The sequence below is a fragment of the Flavobacterium sp. genome (assembly GCF_044341265.1).
In the GTDB taxonomy this organism is placed as follows: Bacteria; Bacteroidota; Bacteroidia; order Flavobacteriales; family Flavobacteriaceae; genus Flavobacterium.
This window is the reverse complement of sequence record NZ_JBIISA010000031.1, coordinates 15,432-38,712: the sequence shown is the minus strand read 5'-3', so window position 1 is coordinate 38,712 and position 23,281 is coordinate 15,432. Positions and strand designations below refer to the sequence as shown.

The following is a 23,281-nucleotide window of genomic DNA, read 5'->3' as shown; positions in this document are numbered from 1 at the left end:
ATTATTGAAGCAAAATAATCAAAGTTGAAATAAATTAATAGTAGCGTTATAATTAATATGGAAAGCGTTAATAGAAATTTTTTCATTGTTTTTCCCTTTCTGAAAATCCTTGGGTTATTCCATTTGCTTTAAAAAAGTCTCTAATCAAATCAATCATTTTCCAAGATTCTCTCATCTGTCCAAAGATGTTAAAATAAGGAATTGTTTGTTCTGGTAATTGAGTAAATTGAAAACCTCCTGAGCATAATTCAATGTATGAGAAAACCTTATTATTTGAATTTAAAAATAAGATAGCATTTTTTGGATAAAAACTTGTTGGCATTAATGTAAAGTTTGATATTTTATTTTTCTTAAACTTATAGTTCAATAAAATATGACTCAAACTATCAATTTGATTTTGATTTAATTCAACAATTTCAGTTGCAAAATATTTCTTTTCACTTTGTGGTAATTCAAATGATTTGATAAATTTTATGTTCCATCTAATTAAATTTAAGCTATCAATTTTAAAAGTCTCACCTGAATCGCGATTCACAACATTCATATTCGGATCTGGAAATGCTACCAATAAAACTTTCTTTGCATCACTGAATGGAAAAGTTGCTCTTCGTTCTTCAACTGTTTTCTTCCCATACAAACCCCATTTTATTTTGGAGTTTTGTGAAAAACAATTAAATCCGATAAGGAAAATAAAAACAATTATATATCTAATATTTAATATCAAAAATCTAATATTTAAAATTAGTCATGATTCTCAATACTCTTATAAGCATCGATTACTTTTTTCACCAATCTATGTCTTACAATGTCTTTATCATCAAGGTAGATGATTCCAATTCCGTCAATGTCTTTTAAAACTAAAATTGCTTCTTTCAATCCAGAAATTGTTCTTCTAGGCAAATCTACTTGTCCTGGATCGCCTGTGATTATGAATTTGGCATTTTTCCCCATACGCGTCAAGAACATTTTCATTTGCGAATGTGTAGTATTTTGAGCTTCATCAAGAATTACAAAAGCATTATCTAAAGTTCTACCACGCATAAAAGCCAACGGTGCTATTTGGATAATTCCTTTTAATATATAGTCTTCCAAAGTTTGCGGAGGTAACATATCGCGCAAAGCATCGTATAACGGTTGCATGTACGGATCTAATTTTTCTTTCATATCACCAGGAAGAAAACCTAGATTTTCGCCAGCTTCAACTGCTGGACGCGTTAAAACAATACGTTTTACTTGTTTTTCTTTCAAAGCTTTAACAGCAAGAGCAACACCAGTATAAGTTTTACCAGTACCTGCTGGACCAACGGCAAAAACCATATCATTTTTAAAAACAGATTCTACCAATTTGTGTTGGTTGGGAGTCATTGCTTTAATCAGCTTTCCTCCTATTCCATGAACAAGAATTTTCTCATGATCGGGCATGCGTTGTTCTTCTTGTGAATTGCTTTGAATTACTCTATCAATAACATTGGTATCAATATTATTATATCGAGTAAAATGCAACATCAATCGATTAAAACGGTTTTCAAATTCGTCTAATTCGTCTTTTTCGCCAAATGCCTTCAGTGTTGTGCCACGAGCCACAATTTTTAACTTCGGGTAGTACTTCTTAATTGTTTCAAGATGAGTGTCTTGTGCACCCCAAAATTCTTTTGGAGCGATGTCGTGTAATTCAATGATACGTTCGTTCAAATGGAAGTGTTTTTTAATTAGTTTTTGGCTAAATATTATTAGCTTTGCAATCATTTCAAATTTAATGAAATTAAACAAGCCACTTGATTAATTTCACTATATAGTTATAAACAAATTTATGTCAATAATTACCCTTACTACCGATTACGGATTAAAAGACCACTTTGTAGGTGCTTTGAAAGGGAAAATTTTATCGCAAGATAGCGAGGCAAAAATTGTAGATATCTCGCATGATGTTGATCCGTTTAATGTTAGTGAAGCAAGTTACATTATTGGTTCTGCGTATAATAGCTTTCCGAAAGGAACAGTGCATATTGTCGGAATTGATATTGAATTAAGAGAAAACAACCAACATATTGCCATCGAATGGAATGGTCATTTTTTTATTGCTGCTGATAATGGGATTTTGAGTATGTTAATTGAAAAAATTAAGCCTCAAAAAATGGTTGTAATCAATATTCACGACAGACTTTTGCCTGAGGCAACTGATATGGACGTTTTGCTAACGGTAGCCATTCATATTTCAAAAGGTGGTTCGTTGAGTGTTATTGGTAAAGAAATCAAAACTTTGAAAGAAGTAACCGAGTTACAACCTGTTGTTTCTGACGATACCAATTCTATAAAAGGTTATATAGTATATCTTGACCGATTTGGAAATGCTGTGACCAATATTACCAGAAAAATGTTTTTAGATGTTTCAAAAGGAAGACCTTATGAAGTAAATTTTAAAAGCAAAAAAATAAAAAGTATTTTCGCAAAATATTCCGATTTAGAAGCCATTGACAAAAGGCCTTTGTCATCAATTAGTGGAAATGCAGTAGCCATTTTCAATGAATCAGGTTTTTTAGAAATTGGATTGTATAAAAGTAATCCGAAAGTGGCTACAGCGGCGAGTTTGCTCGGAATTACTTACAGAGATGCTATTACCATCAATTTTAATTAAAATTAACTATGTTCGTTAGAATAGTAAAAATGTCCTTTCACGAAGAAAATATTCCAGCATTTTTGGAAAATTTCGAATTAATGAAAAACCACATACGAAACTCGCCTGGAAATCGTTTTCTTGAATTGTATCAAGATAAAAATAATCCTAGCATTTTCTTTACTTATAGTTATTGGGAAACCGAAGATGATTTAGAAAATTATAGAAAATCAGCATTATTTGACGAAGTTTGGACCTTTACAAAAAAACTGTTCAATGATAAACCAGAAGCTTGGAGTGTAGATAAATTAGTTAGTTTAGAATAGTTGTCGGTTATCAGTTATCAGTTTTAAAAACAGACAACCGAAAACAGACAACAGACAACAAAAAATATGAAATCAATATTATTAAGAGAAATTAAATCCTTTTTTGGTTCGCCCATTGGATATTTAGTAATCGCCATTTTCTTATTACTCAACGGATTATTTCTTTGGGTATTTGAAGGCGATTTCAATATTTTAAATAGCGGTTTTGCCGATTTAACTCCGTTTTTTACCTTATCGCCTTGGATATTAATTTTCCTAATTCCTGCAGTAACCATGAGAAGTTTTTCTGATGAAAAAAAACAAGGAACAATTGAGCTTTTAATGACCAAACCAATTTCTATTTGGGAAATCGTTAGCGGAAAATTCTTTGGAGCTTTTTTACTAATTGTAATTGCTATCATTCCAACATTCATCTACGTTTACGTGATTTATGGTTTAGGAATGCCCGAAGGAAATATCGATATGGGAAGCACAATGGGTTCATATTTCGGACTATTATTCCTAATTGCTGCCTATACTTCTATCGGGATTTTTACCTCTACACTTTCAGAAAATCAAATTGTAGCTTTTATCGTTTCGGTTTTCTTGTGTTTTATTTTCTATTTTGGATTTCAAGGTGTGGCGTCTCAATTTAAAAGTATTGAAGACATCATTGCACTTTTAGGAATGGATTATCACTTTAAAAGTATGAGTCGTGGTGTTATTGATACTCGTGATGTACTTTACTTTGTAAGCATTACCATTGCATTTTTATCATTGACCGTTTATAAATTAAAATCGCTAAAATCATAATGGAAAATAAGAAGTCTAACTTAAAAGTACTACTTACAACTATTGCAATTTTAGTTGTATTAAATTTTGCTGGAAACTTTTTCTTTAAGCGTTTCGATTTAACTGCTGACAATCGTTATACACTTTCAGAAACTTCATTAAATATTATAAAAGAAGTTAAAGAACCTTTATATGTTGATGTTTTTCTTGAAGGAAATTTTCCAGGAGAATTCAAAAAACTACAAACAGAAACCCAACAATTATTAGAAGAATTTAAAGCATATAATTCAAATATCATTTTCCAATTTGTAAATCCTTTAGAAAATGAAGACGAGCGTGAAGCGGTGATGCAATCGTTTTACGAAAGAGGTTTGACGCCTTTAAATGTTACACTTGACGAAAAAGGAAAACAAACACAAGAAGTGGTTTTTCCTTGGGCAGTAGTTACTTATGGTAATAAAAGTACGAAAGTACCTTTGCTAAAAAATATGTTAGGAGCTTCAACTGCTGAAAAAGTTGTGAGTTCGGTGCAACATTTAGAATATGCTTTTGCCAATGGTTTTAATACCATCACAAAAACAAAAGAGAAAAAAATTGCTATCATTAAAGGAAATGGCGAATTAGACGATAGATCTATTGCTGATTTCCTGAAAACGGTTCGTGAAAATTATTACATCGGACCATTTACATTAGACTCTGTCGCAAAAGATGCTGGGAACACTTTAAAAGCATTAAAAAAATATGATTTAGCTGTTATTGCCAAACCTACTGAAGCTTTTACAGACCAAGAAAAACAAGTGTTAGACCAATTTATCATGAATGGTGGAAAAACTCTTTGGTTAGTAGATCAGGTCAATATGGAAATGGATAGTTTAATGGAAACTGGAGAAAATTTAGCTTATCCAAGAGATTTGAACTTGAACGATATGTTCTTTAAATATGGTGTGCGAATTAAACCAGATTTAGTCAAAGATTTACAAGCGACACCTATTTCATTAGCAACAGGTCAACAAGGTAGCGCAACCCAATATAGTCAATTTCCTTGGTTATATTCTCCAGCAGTATATTCTGAGTCAAAACATCCTATTGTAAGCAATTTAGATGCTTTAAAATTTGAATTTACAAACCCAATAGAAGTTCTTAAAAATGATATTAAAAAAACAGTTTTACTATCCTCTACCAAATTATCAAAAGCTGTTGGAACTCCAGTAGAAATTAATTTAAATATAGTTGCTGAAAAACCTGATTTCAAGGAATTTACTGGCAAAGGAAATCTACCAGTTGCTGTTCTTATGGAAGGAAAATTTCATTCGGTTTATGAAAATCGTGTATTGCCATTCAAAGAAAGTAGCTTCACTCCTATCGGAAAAGAAAATAAAATGATTATTGTTTCTGATGGCGATGTTGTTAAAAATCAATTGGATAAAAACTACCAACCATTAGAATTAGGTTATGATAAATGGACTAACAATCTGTATGCAAACAAGGAATTTATGATGAATTGCGTGAATTATTTGTTAGATGATAACGGACTTATTAACATTAGAAGTAAAGAAGTTGACTTACCAATTCTAGACAAAGAAAAAGTAACTGAGGATTACACATTTTCACAAATCATAACTGTCGGAGTTCCAATTGTAATTTTAGCAGTGTTCGGTTTAGTGTTTACTTTCCTTAGAAAAAGAAAATATAGTAAGTAATGTTAATAAAAATCTTTTTGAATTCTATTTCTTTAAGATATATTTGTAAAAAATAACAAAAGATGAAGTTTATTGTATCAAGCTCGTATTTATTAAAACAACTACAAGTTTTAGGTAGCGTTATTAATAGTAGCAATACCTTACCAATTTTAGATAACTTTTTATTTGAATTAGATAAAAAAGCGTTAACCGTTTCTTCTTCTGATTTAGAAACTACAATGTCGGCTACTTTAGAAATTGAGTCGACTGATAAAGGAAGTGTTGCTGTTCCTGCGAAATTATTATTAGATATTCTAAAAACATTTCCTGAGCAACCATTAACTTTCACAGTTGAAGAAAACAGTACTATCGAAATTAGTTCGAATTCTGGTAAATATGCAATTGCTTATGCTCCAGGTGAAGAATTTCCAAAATCAGTTTCTTTAGAAGATCCGTCTTCAACTCTTGTTCCTGCAGAAGTATTAGCAACAGCAATTAGCAAAACTATTTTCGCAGCAGGAAACGATGATTTACGTCCAGTAATGAGTGGTGTTTTCTTTCAGTTCTCACCAGAAGGTTTGATATTTGTTGCTACTGATGCTCACAAATTAGTGAAATATGCTCGCACAGATGTAAAAGCATCTCAAGTGGCAGACTTTATTATGCCAAAGAAACCTCTAAATATTTTGAAAAGTATTTTAGGAGCTTCTGATGCTGAAGTTAAAATTGATTACAATGATGCTAATGCAACGTTCTCTTTTGAAAATTATGTATTAACTTGTAGATTAATTGATGGAAAATATCCAAATTATGAAGCAGTTATTCCAAAAGAAAACCCAAATAAATTATTGATTGACAGAACGCAATTCTTTAGTTCAGTTCGTCGTGTGGCGATTTTCTCAAATAAAACTACACATCAAATTCGTTTGAAAATTGCTGGAGCAGAGTTAAATATTTCTGCTGAAGATATAGATTACTCAAACAAAGCAGAAGAAAGATTGACATGTGATTATCAAGGTGATGATATGCAAATTGGTTTTAACTCACGTTTCTTACTAGAAATGTTAAGTAATTTACAATCAGACGAAATCCAATTGGAAATGTCAATGCCTAACCGCGCAGGAATTCTAACTCCAGTTGATGGATTAGATGAAGGCGAAACTGTTACTATGCTTGTTATGCCTGTGATGCTTAACAATTAGAATACAATTAACTAACCCAACCGAAAAAACCGTCTCGATTAATTTCTTGACGGTTTTTTAATTAGTTGTATGGTAAAAATAGAATTTCCCATTAGTATTGCTTTTCAAGCTGTTTTTAGCTCTTCTGTGATTATCCTCAAAAGTTTCTAAATTTGTACCTTTACATATTCCATAGGAATAATGATATTTTAAAAGCTCTAAATCTTCAGTTGTTAGCTCTTTATCTAAACTAATACATTTGGACAACAGACTTTTACAATCTCTATCATCTAAAAGTGAAAAATAACCTAATGACCAAACAAAATGTTTTTTCATAAGCATTAACTGTTCCTTTTCGTTGTAAATAATTTGAGCATTAAGCTTCATTGTACAATTATATAATTCCTGTTTTCCATTCCAAGAAATATAACAGCCATCATTTGTTTTTATTCGATTATCCCAATCAATATCTGTTGGTTTATTCAAATAATAAATGAAATAATTTGATTTCTCTTTACTACTAACTACTTTAATTTTTAATGAATCAATTTCTTTATCAAGAAATTTCATAAATTTAATTAACTCCTTTTTATTTTTATAAGTAACCGTTGTATCGAAATAAACTCTTATTTCATCTTTCCAAATTTTCATTGTAGAAGTATTCTTTGAACTTTTTTGCTTACTAAAGTTTAATTTATTGTAAACTAAATTTTTATAAGTTTCTAAAAAAATTGAATCTTTTTGTTCATATTCTACATTAATTCCTTTAGGCAAAATAAAACCAGTAACTCTAATTAAAGTATCGTTGTTGTTCAATCTAAAACCAATAGAATCTATTTCCATTTTACCTTCTTTCTTCGCTTTCTTATAGGTTGAATAATTGATATAAGAATTGGATGTACTTTGTTCTGAACTTAAATTTTGAGCATTTAAAAAAGAGCAAAATAATAGTACAATGAGAATTAAAAGTGATTTCATAAATTTAATTTGAAATCAAATTTAGTGATAAAACTATAATAATTCAAAATTTTATTCTTGTAAAGCTAAAATTGGAACCTCGCTATTGTATGACATTTTTTCTGTAAAACTTGAAGAAAATAATGATTCGAAAAAACTTCGTTTATAAGTAAGCATTGCCAAAACATCTATTTCTTGATGCGTAATGAAATCAGATATTGATTCTTTTACGTCTTCATTTGGTAACACAAAAAAGGTAACTGGATCGTTTTTAAATTGTTCTTTCCACTCGACAAAAGTAGCTTCTGTGTTATCTGTAGCTTTTGTTTTTACATAAAGACACTTCACTTTTGCATTAGCAGATTTAGCAATTTTAATTACTTGTTTTAAAGCTTCTTTATCTTTTTCACGGTAACGAGTTGTAAATCCAATAGTTTCAATTTTGGTGTATTTACAATCTTTTGGAATACTTAAAACAGGAACGCTCAAGTTTACAATGGCTTCACCAGTATTTGTACCTAAAAAAGCTTCTTTCCATCCAGTTGCACCAGAAGTTCCCATGACAATATAATCAATTTTATCTTTTTTGATGATCTCTTTTATGTTGTACATTAAATCACCATCCATTATCATATGAGACATTTTTATATCTTCAAAATGATTTTCTTCAGCAATAGCTCTTAGTTTTGGAACTTCATCTTTAAATTTTTCAAAATTAGAAAGTTCCAATGAATCAAAAAGCAGTTGATAATTTTGTGGTGCAAATTGATTATCCACAATTGGAAGTTCATAAGTATGTAGTAAAATCAGCTCACCGTGAACTAATTTTGCTAAACCTAAAGCGTGAACAAAAGCGTTGTTTGCCACATCAGAAAAATCGGTTGGAAATAAAATCCTTTTCATTATTTAATATGTATTGGTTAACTTTTATAAAATTATATTATAAAAAACCAAAAAAACATGATAACTATCATATTTACAATTATTTAACATTTAAAAAAATCAAAAAAAATCAATTGAAATACAAATAGTTATAAAATTTTAAAATTGGTATCTTTGCAATCTTAAAACAAAAAACTGTTATGATTTACAATGATACAATCGTTGCATTAGCTACACCATCAGGTTCTGGTGCGGTTGCCATTATTAGAATGTCAGGAAAAAATGCTATTACAATTGCATCAGAAGCATTTCAATCAGTTTCAGGTAAAGATTTACTCAAACAAAAAACTCATACAATTCATCTTGGAACTATTGTAGATGGGACAAAAATTTATGATCAAGTTTTAGTTTCTATTTTCAAAAATCCAAATTCTTACACAGGTGAAGATGTAATTGAAATTTCGTGTCATGGTTCTGTTTTTATTCAACAACAAATTATTCAACTATTACTTCGTAAAGGATGCCGAATGGCTCAAGCTGGAGAATTTACACTTCGAGCTTTTCTAAATGGAAAATTAGATTTATCTCAAGCCGAAGCTGTTGCCGATTTAATTTCATCAGATAATGAAGCTTCACATCAAATAGCCATGCAACAAATGCGCGGTGGATTTAGTAATGAAATTGCTAAACTAAGAGAAGAATTATTAAATTTTGCCTCATTAATCGAGCTCGAATTAGACTTCGCTGAAGAAGATGTAGAATTTGCAGATAGAACACAATTTCATGATTTATTAAATCGAATTGAATTTGTTTTAAAACGATTAATCGATTCATTCGCTGTTGGAAATGTTATAAAAAATGGAATTCCGGTAGCTATTGTTGGCGAACCAAATGTTGGAAAATCAACACTTTTGAATGCTTTATTAAACGAAGAACGTGCTATAGTTTCAGACATTGCTGGTACAACTCGTGATACTATTGAAGATGAATTAGTTATCGATGGAATTGGTTTTAGATTTATTGACACTGCAGGAATTAGAGAAACAAAAGATGTGGTTGAAAGCATTGGAATTAAAAAGACTTTTGAAAAAATAGAGCAATCCCAAGTAGTTGTATATTTATTTGATAGTACCGAGTTTGTTACTTCTAGTTCTAAATTTAAAATTGAAATTGAAAAAATAAAAAATCAATTTCCATTGAAACCATTAGTCATCATCGGAAATAAAGCCGATAAATTAACAGAAAATGAAGTTATCCTTCTGAAATCTGAAATAGAAAATATCTTACTTATTTCTGCGAAAGAAAAAATTGGAATTGAAGATTTAAAAAATCAATTACTATCTTTTGTAAATACTGGTTCGTTAAGAAACAACGAAACAATCATAACTAATACAAGACATTACGATTCTTTACATAAAGCATTAGAGGAAATTCAAAAAGTAAAATTTGGATTAAGTTCAGGTATTCCTTCCGACCTTATGGCTATTGATATTCGTCAGGCACTTTATTATTTTGGAGAAATAACTGGTGAAGTTACAAATGACGAACTTTTAGGGAATATTTTCGCAAACTTCTGTATCGGAAAGTAATAATCATTCTTTTATTTGTTAACTACCTATTTTTGTTGACTTTATAATAAATATTCTTCTTTTATTTGTTGCCCGATAACCTTTTATTCGTTATATTTGTTGTTCTATTGTTGCCCAATGATAGATTTTGTTGCCCAAATTCAAAGGCAACAATCTTGGCGAAATGATGCTACATATTGCTACACTTCGCTACATTATGCAACACAATGCAACATATTATGAGTAGCAATATGGCAATTCCGAAAACCTGTTCTTATTGTGGTAAGGCTTTTATAGCTAAAACCACTTTAACCAGATATTGTGGCCATACTTGTAATTCCAGACACTACAAGCAAAAAGTAAAGGAAGACAAAATTCAAAACTCATTAGTTGAGCAACAGCAAACAATGCAAAGTTTGCCAACCTTGCAAACTGCAAACTCCAACTCTCTTACATCCAAAAACTTTTTATCCGTTCAAGATGCAGCAGAACTAATTGGCGTTAGCCGATGGACAATCAACAGAATGATAAAACGTGGAGAACTACAAATTCACAAGTTTGGCAGAAAGAAAATAATTCAACGCACACAAATAGATAAACTTTTTAATTGATGGTATTATGAAAGTTACTTTACGACAAAGACAGAAAGCAAACAAAATTAGCTTGTATCTGGACTACTATAAAAATGGTAAACGAGAATATGAATATTTAGGTTTATACCTCATCCCAGAACCCGAAAAAGGAAAGCTCACACAAGCGCAAAAAGACGAAAACAAAAAAATCCTTTCATTAGCGGAAAGTGTACGTTCCAAAAGACATTTAGAAATTCAAAATGGAATGTATGGTTTCAACGACCAGGAGAAGTTAAAAGGCTTCTTCATTATCTATATGGAAACATTAGCCGAAATGAGAATGGAAAGCAAAGGCAATTATGACAACTGGGATAGTACCATCAAGCATTTAAGAAAGTTTTGTCCAAAAGATATTTCCTTCGGGCAATTGGATAGAAAGTTTGTTGAAGGTTTCAAAGACTACTTAACCAAAACAGCAAAGACACCAAGCAATAAAAACCTTTCTGATAATTCGGCACACTCCTATTTCAACAAATTTAGAGCAGCTTTAAAACAAGCCGTTAAAGATGGAATTATCCGTTCCAATCCTGCCGAACAAGTAGACTGTTTGCCACAAGGCGACAGCGAAAGAGAGTTTCTAACGTTAGAAGAATTACAAAGCATACTCAAACACGAATGTGAAATTCCAATCCTAAAAACAGCGTTTGTATTCAGTTGCCTAACAGGTTTGCGATGGTCAGATATAAACAAGCTAGTTTGGTCAGAAGTGCAGCATTCAAATGATTACGGATGGTACATTCGTTTCAGACAAAAGAAAACTAAAGGAGCTGAAACATTGCCGATGTCAGACCAAGCTCGTGATTTATTAAAAGAAATCGGAGAACCCGAAGAAAGAGTTTTCAAAGGATTAAAATACAGTGCGTGGCACAATCTAAAATTACAACAATGGGTTATGAAAGCCGGAATAAGTAAAACAATAACTTTTCATTGTGCGCGTCATACTTATGCAACTTTGCAACTCACGTTAGGAACTGATATATTTACGGTATCAAAATTACTTGGTCATAAAGACATTAGAACCACACAAGTATATGCAAAAATAATTGACGAAAAGAAAATGGAAGCTGCTAACAGAATAAAACTTGATTTTTAAAATGGATATAAAACAAATAACTTTCGAGGTTATACCTCATTTGGAGAAACTTTTTTTTCCGCAATTATTGTTAGGTGAAGAGGTATCTTATACTCAGGACGAATTTGGTTTTTGGACACGTTCTAATAAAGACAAAAGCCCAGAGGATTATGATTATGTTCCTAATAGAATTATCAATATATCACCTTCCGAAAACTTAAGCCGTATTAAAACATATTTTGAATTAAGTTATTTCACTCCAAAACAATTAGAATATATCTTTAACCAATTAGACAAATCATTAATAAAATTTAACCAAATACCATTAGAAAAATTTATTTCATACGACAATTCAAAAATTAAATTTGAGCTCTTTGAAAAAGACTTAAGGTTTAAAAAAAAGGAACTTATTGACAACTATAATGATTACAAAAAATCAATAGAGAAACCTACAAACAAAATAAACGAGCTTAAAATAATAAATTCAGTCTATGCTTTTAAAATTAATGCTGGTGCATCAAAAAAAAATAAAGCTGCTAATTTATTTGAGACACTTGTCAAAGGCAACTATATTGATGTAGCTTCTAAAAATGATTTCATTGATGCGTTTATAGGTAAAAATCCAAATAAAAAAATCAATTGGATTGGGGCATTTGGCGATTTAAAGTCCTTTATTAAATATTGTATAAGTGAAAATTTAATTGAAAAAGTTTCTACAAAATGGATTTATACAACTCATCTTTTTACTTATAGAAATAACAAAATCACTAATAGTAGTCTAAATAACGCTAAGATTACAACCAATGATAGTAACATAAAAAAAATAGTAAAATCGATTTTATAATCTAATTTAAGTTAACTTTATTTGTAAAATATATGGAAAAAAAAGATTTTCACTTTTTTAAATTTGAGGAAGGAGAAATAATGATGAACCCATACGAGGTTTATCCTTTGGATGGCTACGAAGAACCAGAAAACTTTCCAAATTGTTGCACTTGGCATAAATCAATTGTTGATTTATCGATTGAGTTTTATGATAAATTCCCTAACTGTTGCGAGAAACATAAAAAGTTTGTAAAAGACTTTAACATTGATAAAACTCGCTATGAGAACATAAAAATTGACATAGTACGTAAAATGTGTTATACAATGCATTTTATCGAAGTAAAAATAAACAACGACAATTGGTACGAAGATACTTTACACTGGTTTGAATATATAGAAAGAAGCTTTGGACAACCCGAAGTCGGTCTATCTCCTTACCTACAAAATCTATCCACATCAATTGAAAACAGTAAAAAAATCCCTGATGAAAAAAAAGCAATCCTAAATAAATACTTTGAAGATTTGCATAAACCACCAGTTAAAGCTAATGATACGGACTTTAATATTCTTTTTGAAACATACTATACTTGGTTAAAGCTTTTTCCATTCGAGTTGTCAATATTCAAAAATTTAAAAGCTCATTTTGAAAAACAATTACCAATTGTTAAGGGTAAAACAGATTATAATCCATATACTGGCTTAACTGCCTTTAAAACAATAAATCAAACAGAATTAATTCAGAATTTAATAAACACAACTAATAGCATTTTATCAAAGGTTGACACATCGGTTATGGTTGAAAAAAATTTGAACGATCAAGCCAATATTCATAACCTAGAAATTTTAAACAAACTTCATAGAACAAAGCAAGAAACACTTTTAAAAGAATTTTCAAAGTCTGAAACCAAATACATTAAAACGATAAAAAAATGGTTACAAAATGAGAAGGAATATTTCTCAAATGTAGTACCTATTATTAATCAAAAAGTTTTGCCACAAACAACTAAAGTTGAACCTATAAAAGCTTTTAAACTTAAAGGGCTTCAAGCTAATATAAAAGACAAAGCAATTGATTTGCATAATTCATTAGTTACAAAACAATATCTAAATGAAGAATGCAAAAAAGACTTCATTAAACTTTTCACAGGAACACAGGCAGAAAATAAGATTTCGTGGCTTGGTCAAAAGGGTGAATTAAAATCTTTTATTGATTTTCTATTATCACTTGGTAAAATTGAAAATTGCCAATCCAACAAATGGACAATTGCAGCAGCTAATTTTAAATTCTTAAATGATGACTTTAATGCCAACACAATTAAAGACACTAAAAAAGCAAAAAACGACATAAATATAAAGCAAATAGTTCAAAGAATTAACTAACAAACTCCGCACCGCCTTTATTTATTTTAACTTTTTTCAAACTATCTTTCTTTTGTATGGTTTATAGTCACTAATCCCAACAAAATCAAAGCTCCGCCTTCACTCCGCCTCTCAAAGGCGGAGTTCTTTTTACGCTATATTTCGAGATAACTTGCACCTGTGTTTGAGGATAAAACCTCTCGTTCTCAAACACGAGAGAGGAAATTTTAACAACAAAATTTCAAAGCAAGATGGAAGAAATAATCCTTCAAAAATTAAGTAACATCGAAACAATGTTACAAGAGCAAAACCTATTAAAAAAGGATGTGCTAAACTTTAACGAAACTTGTACTTATATAGACATAAGTGCATCACACTTGTACAAAATGACAAGCCAAAAGCTAATACCTCATTTTTGTCCACAAGGTAAAAAACTGTATTTCAAACGTGCTGAATTAGACGAATGGCTACTACGAAACCGTCAAGACAGTGCCGACGAAATCGAGACAATGGCAGCCAACTATTTACTAACTCACAAAAGAAAATAAGAGATGCCATTTTACGAACCTTCAGAGAAAATGTTCCAAGAAATTCAAGAGCATTTAAAAGAGATTACTGTTATTCTCAAAAAGAAACAGCAATTGAACCCAGACGACTTATTCTGCGACAATCAAGAGTTTATGAAAATTATGAACATAAGCAAACGATTAGCACAAAGTTGGAGAGACAGCGGATTTATCGGCTATTGTCAATTAGGTAATAAAATCTATTACCGACTAAAAGACATTCAAGAGTTATTAAATGAAAACTATAAACCGAAGAAAAAATGAGTGAAGTAGCAAACAAACAGCTGATGGTAAGCGTTTATAAAGAGTTTAAATACAACTTAGGAGAAAGAAACCTTATTGATGTTCTTCAAGAAATCAAATCCGATAAATACCAAAGTGAAGTAAATTCAATTCGTTACGCATTACACAAAGGAGACGAGAAAACAGCCGATGAAATTAAAAGTGGCTTAAATGGTTTTACAATGTCCGGCACGTATGGAACAAGTAGAACCAAAGCCAACCTCAACACCTATTCTCAAATAATCGGATTAGACTTCGACCACATTCCAGTTACAGAACTCTACACATTGGTAAAGCTAATAAACGACTGCAAATACACGTTCGCATCGTTTATTAGCCCAAGTGGCGAAGGTATTAAAGTATTCATTAAAATCAACTCCAATGCAACACAACACACTACCGCATACAATCAAGTGGCAACTTTTTATAAAAACCTATCAGGTTATGATTTTGATGCAAAATGCAAAGACATTACCAGATTGTGTTTTGTTTCTTATGATCCAGAGATTTATATAAAGGAAGATGCAACAATATTTGAAGTTCAACAAGAAGCACTACCACTTCCAAAACCGCAAAAAGTGGAAACAAATTCTTTTGAAGCAACTGACACTTTATTGGACAAATGCCTAAAATTCACAGAGCAAAAAGAACAATACACTAACGGCAATCGAAATAACTTCATTCATCTATTTGCATCTAATGCCAATCGTTTCGGGATTTACGAAGCCGATACGCTAGACTATTGTACTACTAATTTCGATTTGGACGAAAAAGAAATCAAAGCATCAGTTCAAAGTGCATACAAAAATCAGTCGGCAGATTTTGCCAAGTTTGCCGACTTTGCCAACCGCAAACCTCAACAACATCCTGTTGCGAAAGCCAAAGCAAAAAATGAAGCTATTGACGATGAAAATTACTTATTAAACACACCAACCATTCCGCAATCAGTTTACGACAACTTACCTCCTATTCTTAAACAAGGCGCAGAAGCATTCACAGAACCAAGAGAAAGAGATACGTTTCTAACAGGTGCTTTAGCAATTCTATCAGGTTGCTTACCAAATGTAACTGGTGAGTATGGCGGCAGAACCGTATATCCTCATTTATTTTCTTTTATACTTGCTCCTGCTGCATCAGGTAAAGGTGCGTTACAATCTTCTAAAGAGTTAGCCGATAAATACCACGAAGAAGTCCTCAAAAATTCAAGAGAGCAAAAAAAAGAATACGACCTAAAAATGGCAGCTTACAAAAAAGCGCAACGATTCCAAAAGAAAGACGACAATACACAAGAAGAAATTCCAGAAGAACCGCCATTCAAAGTAGTATTCATTCCTGCCAATACAAGTAATGCAAAAATTATCCAACACTTACAACAAAATGACGGTACAGGTATTATTTGCGAAACCGAAGCTGATACATTAGGACAAGTATTTAAAAACGATTGGGGTTCTTATTCTGATTTGTTACGAAAAGCATTCCATAGTGAAAAAATATCCATTTCAAGAAAAACCAATAATGAGTATTTCGAAATTAACAATCCACGTTTAGCTGTTGCACTTTCGGGAACACCTCAACAAGTGTATAATATCATTGCATCTGCCGAAGATGGTTTATTCAGTCGTTTTGTATTCTATGTTTTCAAAACCAATAGCAAATGGATTGACCCTTCTCCTTATGGTTCAAGAGTAAATTTAACCGACCATTTTGCCAAGTTATCAAACATTGTATATGAAATGGTTTTGTATCTCGATAGTGGCAAAACAAAAATACATTTAACCAAAGAACAATGGGACAAATTCAACCCAACATTCAGCGAGTATTTAAGTCAAATCAGTGCGTTTGTTTCAGAAGATGCTCAAAGTATTGTAAAAAGATTAGGTTTAGTTTTGTATAGAATGTGTATGATTTTTACAAGCATTCGTAAATTCCAAGCCCAAGAGCAAGCAACTGACATTCAATGCTTAGACGAAGATTTTGAAACAGCATCGCAACTGATTGAAGTCTATTTAAAACACAACATTCTAATGTTCGAGAACTTACCAAAACAGGAAGACGAAGAAAATGGACCTTTCAAAAAAGGACAAAACAAAAAACTATTCTTTGATGCCTTACCAAATAACTTCACGCGAAAAGAAGCAGTTGAGTTAGGTGCAACTTTCAATATAGCAGAAAGAACGGTGGGTTCGTTTCTAAAATCTTGTTTAGGCAATTACTTACAACAACCTGAATATGGGACATATACAAAAACCATCTAAAGTAAAATAAAAACAAAAAAAAGAAGGTATTTTTTACTATTTTTGGTCTTCATTGTTGTAACTAAAATAACAACAAATATTTAAACAAATTAATGAACGACCAAGTAAAATCTAAAGAAAGAGTTACAGACCATGGCGAAGTATTTACTAATAAGCGTGAAGTAAATGCCATGTTAGACTTAGTAAAACAAGAAACAGAAAGAATAGATTCTCGTTTTTTGGAGCCTGCTTGTGGTACAGGTAATTTTTTAGTGGAGATTTTAGAGCGAAAACTAAAAGTAGTTGAAGCTCGTTACAAAAAAAGCCAATTGGAATACGAAAGAAATGCTATTACAGCAATTTCAAGTATATATGGTGTAGATATATTAGAGGATAATGTAGATGCTTGTAGAGATAGATTGTTAGGTATATTCACTAAGTATTACATCAATCATTACAAAAAAGATTGTAACGAAGATTTCTTAAAAGCAGCTCAATTTATTTTATCTAAAAATATCATTTGGGGCGATGCTTTATCTATGAAAACAACAGAAGGTAAACCTATTACTTTTTCTGAATGGAGTGCTGTAAATGGTAGTATGTTAAAAAGAAGAGATTTTCAATTAGATAAATTGTTAGAAAATGTGGAATATGATGATAATGAAATGAATTTGTTCTCTGATCATCAAGAACCTGTTTTTATACCACAACCAGTAGCCGAATTTCCATTAACGCATTTCTTAAAAATAGCCGAAAATGATTGAAACCAATTACAATCCAGATGTATTAACGTGCCTTGCTAATTTAAGCAATGACGAGGTATTTACACCTCCTACTCTGGCTAACCAAATGTTAGATACTTTACCTCCAGCATTATTTAGCAATTCCAAAACAACATTTCTCGACCCAGTTAGTAAGTCAGGAGTTTTCTTGCGTGAAATAGCAAAGCGTTTAATGATTGGGCTTGAAAAGGAAATACCAAACCAACAGGATAGACTAAACCACATTTTTAGCAAACAATTATTTGGTATTGCTATTACTGAATTGACTTCCTTATTATCTCGCAGAAGTGTGTATTGCTCTAAAATAGCAAACGGTAAATATTCTATTTGCGAAACCTTTACCAATGAGCAAGGAAATATCATTTTTGATAAAACCGAACACACTTGGAAAAATGGCAAGTGTACCTTTTGTAATGCCAGCCAAGAAGTCTATGAGCGTGAAGATGCTTTAGAAACCTACGCTTACCAATTTATACATACCAACAACCCTGAAAAAATATTTAAGAATATGGCTTCTGCCACGCAGAATACATTTCACCATAAAAAAACAAATAAAAACGACGAAATGAAATTTGATGTTATTATAGGAAACCCTCCATATCAATTGAATGTAGGAGTAGAACAAGAAAATTACGCTATCCCTCTATATCACAATTTTATACAACAAGCGAAAAAACTAAATCCAAGATTTTTATCAATGATTATTCCAGCTCGTTGGTATGCTGGTGGTCGAGGTTTAGATGAATTTAGAGCAGAAATGTTAAATGATAATAGAATTACCAAAATTGTTGATTTCCCAAATGCAATGGATTGTTTTCCTGGTGTAGACATATCTGGCGGAGTGTGTTATTTTTTATGGGAACGTGATAGAAAAGATGAGTGTGAAGTTAAAACTTTTAAAGGTAATGATGTAGTATCTATAATGAAAAGACCTTTACTTGAAAAGAATTGTGAAACATTTATTAGATTTAATCCAGCAATATCAATCTTAAGAAAGATTTCAAATCATTCTGAAAGTACTTTTGATACTTTAGTAAGTGCCCAAACTCCTTTTGGTATTATATCATCTTTTAGGGCTTTTAAAGATAAGCCATTCAAAGAGTCAATAAAAATACATACAGTAAAAGGTGTTGGTTATATTAGTGAAGATGTAGTAACTAAAAACAAGCACTTTATAAAAGAACATAAAGTTTACATTTCTAAATCTTATGGAGAAAGAGGTAATTATCCTTATCTCTTTTTAGCAAAACCATTTTACGGTGAACCTAATAGTTGCTGTAGTCAAACTTATCTACATATTGGACCATTCTCATCTAAAAAAAGATGTGAAAATGTAATAAGTTACATACAAACAAAATTTTTTAGATTTTGTATTATGCAAAGAAAGAATACTCAAGATGCTATGAGAAACGCTTACTCATTTGTACCAATTCAAAATTTTGATGAACCATGGTCTGATGAAAAGCTGTATAAAAAATATGGTTTAACAGATGAAGAAATAGCGTTTATAGACAGTATGGTTCGCCCAATGGTACTAGAAAAAGAATAGAGAAGTATAAAAATGTAAATGCCCAACGGTTAGGTCGGGCATCGGTCTAAGGATACTATCCTTAGAGCTGTACGGGTGCAAATATAAGCAGTATATTGACAAAAATAAATAAAATTTAGAAAACACATGACAAAATTTAATAAAGGTTTACCTTATAATAATTTGCCTGATTTACCTCCAAAAAACAATTTGGAAACCACTGCTATACTTAAAGCTACCATCAGAGCAAATAAATTATTAGCAGAGCTAAAAGGTTATTGTCAAACGTTGCCCTACCCTAAATTATTACTCAATACTATTGTTTTACAAGAAAGTAAAGAATCGAATGCTATCGAAAACATTGTAACCACCCAAGACGAGTTGTATAAAGCAACCCTAATGGGAGATGCTATAAAAAATCAAGCTGCCAAAGAAGTTTTGCAATATCGAGAAGCCATTTATTGGGGAATTGAAGAATTACAAAAAAACAATCTAATTACAACCAATTTATTGGTTGGTTTAATGCAGCGTTTACGAGGTTCGTCAGAAGGCATTCGTAAAAATACAGGAACAAAATTAGGCAATCCAACAAACAATCAAATAGTTTATACACCACCAGAAGGTGAAAATTTAATTCGAGACAAATTATCAAAACTAGAAATATTTATAAATGATACCGAGTTTTCTGATTTAGACCCATTGATTAAAATGGCACTCATCCATTATCAATTTGAAGCCATTCACCCATTTAGCGATGGCAATGGTAGAACGGGTAGAATATTAAATGTTTTGTATTTAATTCAACAAGAATTATTAGGATTACCAGTTTTATATTTAAGCCATTATATCATTCAAAACAAATCAGATTACTATCGTTTATTAAAATCTATAACCGAAGAAAACAATTGGGAAGAATGGATTTTGTTTGTAGTAAATGGTGTCGCAGAAACATCAAAAATGACTTTGCAAAAAATTAATGCCATTTTAGAACAAAAAGCATCCGCCCAAATTAAAGTTAAAGAAGTACTCAAATCTTCTTACTCCAAAGAGTTGGTCGATTTATTGTTTAGTCATCCATACATAAAAATTAAAGTTTTAGAAGACAATAACATTGCAAAAAGACAAACAGCTAGTGAATATTTACAAAAATTAGAAAAAGCAGGAATGTTAGTTTCTATGAAAATTGGTAAAGAAACCTATTATATAAATCACAAATTAATTGATGTACTATCAAAATAATTTTAATATATGATAATGATACTATCTAAAAAACTCATGTCGATTGAATCAACATATAAAAAAAACATGTCGATTTTTTCATTTTTTTTCGACATGTTAAAACATCGTGTCGATTCAATCAACATAAGAAACAAACATGCCGATTTTCATTATTATTTTAAACATATCGAAAGTAATAAAATAATGAATAAAAATCTTATTTGCAAAGTAAATCCTAAATAGACTAAACACATTGATTTTCAAGGTTTTTTTATTTGCAAAGTAAATACAAAGTAATACTATGAGTAAAAAATATTTTCCAGAAAAAAGCATTCCAAAAGTATATGCTTACACCGATACAAGGTTTCCTAACTGTCTAAAAGTAGGTTATACCACCAAAACAGCTCAAGAACGAGTTGCAGAACAATATCCTGTTAAATTACCTAATATGAGTTACGAAATCATATTAGAGGAATTAGCAATTCGTAATGATGGTACTTTCTTTACAGACAAAGATATTCATAGATTACTCTATGCTAAAAAAGTAAAACACATTAATGGAGAATGGTTTGAATGTTCTATCAAAGAAGTAAAAGCATGTATATTAGAAATAAAAACAGGTGTTGTAAACGAAGATAAAAGAACTTTAAGTTTTGGTTTACGTCCTGAACAAGCTGATGCTATAAACAAAACTGAAACGTATTTTAAAAGCTTTAAAAAAGAAAACAAAGATAAAATACCTCACTTCCTTTGGAATGCAAAAATGCGTTTTGGTAAAACCTTTACAACCTATCAATTAGCAAAAAAAATGGGTTGGACAAAAATATTGGTTTTAACCTTTAAACCTGCGGTTCAAAGTGCTTGGAAAGAAGATTTAGAATCGCATATCGATTTTGCAGGTTGGCAATTTGTTTCTAATAAAGAAGATGATTTAAGTTATGAAAATATTGATACCAAGAAACCGTTTGTATTCTTTGGTTCGTTTCAAGATTTACTAGGCACTAATTCAGCAGGAGGTATCAAATCTAAAAATGAATGGGTACATACTACTAATTGGGATTGTGTTGCTTTTGACGAATATCATTACGGAGCTTGGCGTGAAAATGCAAAGGAACTTTTTGAAGCAGAAAGTGCCAAAGAACAACAATTTGGTGAAGGAGTTGGAATAGAATACTTTGATGAAAGTATAATGCCAATAACAACAGCACATTATTTGTATTTATCGGGTACACCTTTTAGAGCCATATCATCAGGAGAATTTATCGAAGAGCAAATTTTCAACTGGACATATTCAGATGAACAAAGAGCAAAATCAGAGTGGAAAGAAGAAAATAATCCCTATGCCTCTTTACCAAGAATGGTAATGTTAACCTACCAAATGCCTGATACTATTGTAGAAGTAGCAATGAAAGGAGAATTTAATGAGTTTGATTTGAATGTATTCTTTTCAGCTGATGGCGAAGGAAGTAACGCTAAATTCAAATATGAAGATTACGTTCAAAAGTGGCTGGATTTAATTAGAGGTAACTTAGCAGAAACAACAATTGACAATTTAAAAATGGGTGCAAAAAAACCACCTATGCCTTTTTCAGATACTCGTTTATTAAATGTCTTACAACATACATTTTGGTTTTTACCAACGGTTGCTTCTTGCCATGCAATGAAGAATTTAATCGATCAAAAACAAAATAAATTCTATCACGATTATGAAGTGGTAGTAAGTGCAGGTACTGGAGCAGGTATTGGTGTTGAAGCATTAAAACCAGTAGAAAAAGCTTTAGGTAATCCATTGCTTACTAAAACAATTACACTTTCTTGTGGTAAACTGACTACTGGAGTTTCTGTAAAACCGTGGACAGGAATTTTTATGTTGCGTAATTCATCAAGTCCCGAAACCTATTTTCAAGCTGCATTTAGAGTGCAAACTCCTTGGACAGTAAAAAATCCAGATAAAAATGCACCAAATCGTGAAGAAATAATCAAACACGAATGTTATGTGTTTGATTTTGCACCTGATAGAGCATTAAGACAAATTGCCGATTATAGTTGTCGATTAAATGTAGGCGAAAGTAATCCAGAAAAGAAAGTAGAAGAATTTATCAACTTCTTACCAGTTTTAGCTTATGATGGTAGCTCAATGAAAGAAATTGATGCTGCTGGTATTTTAGATATTGCAATGAGTGGAACAACAGCAACACTATTAGCAAGAAGATGGGAAAGTGCTTTATTGGTTAATGTTGATAATTTTACTTTACAACGATTGATGGATAATCAAGAAGCTATGCAAGCATTGGCAAATATTGAAGGATTTAGAAATTTGAACCAAGACATTGAAACAATTATAAATAAATCCGAATCCATTAAAAAAGCAAAAGCAGAAGCAAACGAAAAAGAACTAACTAAGAAAGAGAAAAAAGAACTTTCTGAAGAAGAGAAAGAATACAAAAGTAAAAGAAAAGAAATTCAAGAAAAACTTATAAAATTTGCTACTCGTATTCCTGTGTTTATGTATTTAACTGATTACAGAGAAAGAAGTTTAAAAGATGTAATTACACAATTAGAACCTGCATTATTCAAAAAAGTAACAGGTCTAAATGTAAAAGATTTTGAATTGTTAGTAAGTCTTGGGGTGTTTAATAGTGCATTAATGAATGACGCAGTTTACAAGTTTAAACGCTACGAAGATGCAAGTTTATCATACACAGGAATAAATAAACATCCAGAAGATAAAGTTGGATTATACGATACGGTAATAAGTGTAGAAGAATTTAAACAAGAATTTGAGAATACCATAAAAAACTAATA

21 protein-coding genes are annotated in these 23,281 nt (G+C 31.1%); 17 read left to right on the top strand and 4 right to left on the bottom strand.

Annotation, left to right across the window (positions count from 1 at the left end):
* Nucleotides 1–82: 82 nt before the first annotated feature.
* Together ACIQ06_RS13320 and ACIQ06_RS13315 are read right to left on the bottom strand one after the other, a co-directional pair.
* Nucleotides 83–637: a hypothetical protein gene (locus ACIQ06_RS13320; RefSeq protein ID WP_396147111.1), complete on the bottom strand. Its 555-nt coding sequence runs from the start codon at nt 635–637 to the stop codon at nt 83–85.
* Nucleotides 638–741: 104 nt separating this feature from the next.
* The gene (locus ACIQ06_RS13315; RefSeq protein ID WP_396147109.1) at nt 742–1,692 is read right to left on the bottom strand and encodes a PhoH family protein; all 951 of its coding nucleotides are present in this window, start codon (nt 1,690–1,692) and stop codon (nt 742–744) included.
* Nucleotides 1,693–1,810: 118 nt separating this feature from the next.
* Between ACIQ06_RS13315 and ACIQ06_RS13310 the strand changes: the two genes are divergently transcribed.
* The 5 genes from ACIQ06_RS13310 to dnaN all read left to right on the top strand — a co-directional run bounded on the left by ACIQ06_RS13310 (nt 1,811) and on the right by dnaN (nt 6,592).
* On the top strand, nt 1,811–2,635 hold the full coding sequence (locus ACIQ06_RS13310; protein ID WP_396147107.1) for an S-adenosyl-l-methionine hydroxide adenosyltransferase family protein: 825 nt from the start codon (nt 1,811–1,813) through the stop codon (nt 2,633–2,635).
* Nucleotides 2,636–2,643: 8 nt separating this feature from the next.
* A complete protein-coding gene (locus ACIQ06_RS13305) occupies nt 2,644–2,940 on the top strand; it encodes a putative quinol monooxygenase (protein WP_396147105.1) in 297 nt (98 codons plus the stop codon).
* A 66-nt stretch (nt 2,941–3,006) separates the two neighbouring features.
* A complete protein-coding gene (gene gldF, locus ACIQ06_RS13300; RefSeq protein WP_396147102.1) occupies nt 3,007–3,732 on the top strand; it encodes a gliding motility-associated ABC transporter permease subunit GldF in 726 nt (241 codons plus the stop codon).
* Nucleotides 3,729–5,411: a gliding motility-associated ABC transporter substrate-binding protein GldG gene (gene gldG, locus ACIQ06_RS13295; protein ID WP_396147132.1), complete on the top strand. Its 1,683-nt coding sequence runs from the start codon at nt 3,729–3,731 to the stop codon at nt 5,409–5,411. Before gldF ends, gldG begins: the two co-directional genes overlap by 4 nt.
* Nucleotides 5,412–5,473: 62 nt before the next feature.
* The gene (gene dnaN / locus ACIQ06_RS13290) at nt 5,474–6,592 is read left to right on the top strand and encodes a DNA polymerase III subunit beta (protein ID WP_396147100.1); all 1,119 of its coding nucleotides are present in this window, start codon (nt 5,474–5,476) and stop codon (nt 6,590–6,592) included.
* A gap of 57 nt (nt 6,593–6,649) precedes the next feature.
* On the opposite strand, the gene ACIQ06_RS13285 is transcribed toward dnaN, so the two are convergent.
* Together ACIQ06_RS13285 and ACIQ06_RS13280 are read right to left on the bottom strand one after the other, a co-directional pair.
* Complete coding sequence (locus ACIQ06_RS13285) at nt 6,650–7,549, bottom strand: hypothetical protein (protein ID WP_396147098.1); 900 nt, start codon at nt 7,547–7,549, stop codon at nt 6,650–6,652.
* A 51-nt stretch (nt 7,550–7,600) separates the two neighbouring features.
* A complete protein-coding gene (locus ACIQ06_RS13280; protein ID WP_396147096.1) occupies nt 7,601–8,431 on the bottom strand; it encodes a universal stress protein in 831 nt (276 codons plus the stop codon).
* Nucleotides 8,432–8,610: 179 nt separating this feature from the next.
* Between ACIQ06_RS13280 and mnmE the strand changes: the two genes are divergently transcribed.
* The 12 genes from mnmE to ACIQ06_RS13220 all read left to right on the top strand — a co-directional run bounded on the left by mnmE (nt 8,611) and on the right by ACIQ06_RS13220 (nt 23,279).
* A complete protein-coding gene (mnmE, locus tag ACIQ06_RS13275; protein WP_396147094.1) occupies nt 8,611–9,999 on the top strand; it encodes a tRNA uridine-5-carboxymethylaminomethyl(34) synthesis GTPase MnmE in 1,389 nt (462 codons plus the stop codon).
* A 218-nt stretch (nt 10,000–10,217) separates the two neighbouring features.
* The gene (locus ACIQ06_RS13270) at nt 10,218–10,589 is read left to right on the top strand and encodes a helix-turn-helix domain-containing protein (protein WP_298391508.1); all 372 of its coding nucleotides are present in this window, start codon (nt 10,218–10,220) and stop codon (nt 10,587–10,589) included.
* A 7-nt stretch (nt 10,590–10,596) separates the two neighbouring features.
* Entirely contained in the window at nt 10,597–11,703 is a 1,107-nt protein-coding gene (locus ACIQ06_RS13265; protein WP_221924525.1) for a site-specific integrase, read from the top strand.
* A gap of 1 nt (nt 11,704) precedes the next feature.
* Nucleotides 11,705–12,526, top strand: coding sequence for a hypothetical protein (locus tag ACIQ06_RS13260; protein ID WP_396147091.1), 822 nt, complete (start codon nt 11,705–11,707; stop codon nt 12,524–12,526).
* A gap of 32 nt (nt 12,527–12,558) precedes the next feature.
* A complete protein-coding gene (locus ACIQ06_RS13255) occupies nt 12,559–13,887 on the top strand; it encodes a hypothetical protein (protein WP_396147089.1) in 1,329 nt (442 codons plus the stop codon).
* A gap of 230 nt (nt 13,888–14,117) precedes the next feature.
* Nucleotides 14,118–14,414: a helix-turn-helix domain-containing protein gene (locus ACIQ06_RS13250; protein WP_396147087.1), complete on the top strand. Its 297-nt coding sequence runs from the start codon at nt 14,118–14,120 to the stop codon at nt 14,412–14,414.
* A 3-nt stretch (nt 14,415–14,417) separates the two neighbouring features.
* Entirely contained in the window at nt 14,418–14,696 is a 279-nt protein-coding gene (locus tag ACIQ06_RS13245) for a helix-turn-helix domain-containing protein (protein WP_396147085.1), read from the top strand.
* Nucleotides 14,693–16,969, top strand: a complete 2,277-nt coding sequence (locus tag ACIQ06_RS13240) for a DUF3987 domain-containing protein (protein WP_396147082.1) — start codon at nt 14,693–14,695, stop codon at nt 16,967–16,969. The genes ACIQ06_RS13245 and ACIQ06_RS13240 overlap by 4 nt, the downstream gene beginning before the upstream one ends.
* A 92-nt stretch (nt 16,970–17,061) precedes the next feature.
* Nucleotides 17,062–17,712 carry an SAM-dependent DNA methyltransferase gene (locus ACIQ06_RS13235; protein WP_396147080.1) on the top strand — a complete coding sequence of 217 codons (651 nt, stop codon included), beginning with the start codon at nt 17,062–17,064 and terminating at the stop codon, nt 17,710–17,712.
* Nucleotides 17,705–19,279, top strand: coding sequence for an Eco57I restriction-modification methylase domain-containing protein (locus ACIQ06_RS13230; RefSeq protein WP_396147078.1), 1,575 nt, complete (start codon nt 17,705–17,707; stop codon nt 19,277–19,279). Before ACIQ06_RS13235 ends, ACIQ06_RS13230 begins: the two co-directional genes overlap by 8 nt.
* A 126-nt stretch (nt 19,280–19,405) precedes the next feature.
* Entirely contained in the window at nt 19,406–20,497 is a 1,092-nt protein-coding gene (locus tag ACIQ06_RS13225; RefSeq protein WP_396147076.1) for a Fic family protein, read from the top strand.
* Nucleotides 20,498–20,777: 280 nt separating this feature from the next.
* Nucleotides 20,778–23,279 carry a GIY-YIG nuclease family protein gene (locus ACIQ06_RS13220; RefSeq protein WP_396147074.1) on the top strand — a complete coding sequence of 834 codons (2,502 nt, stop codon included), beginning with the start codon at nt 20,778–20,780 and terminating at the stop codon, nt 23,277–23,279.
* Nucleotides 23,280–23,281: the final 2 nt, after the last annotated feature.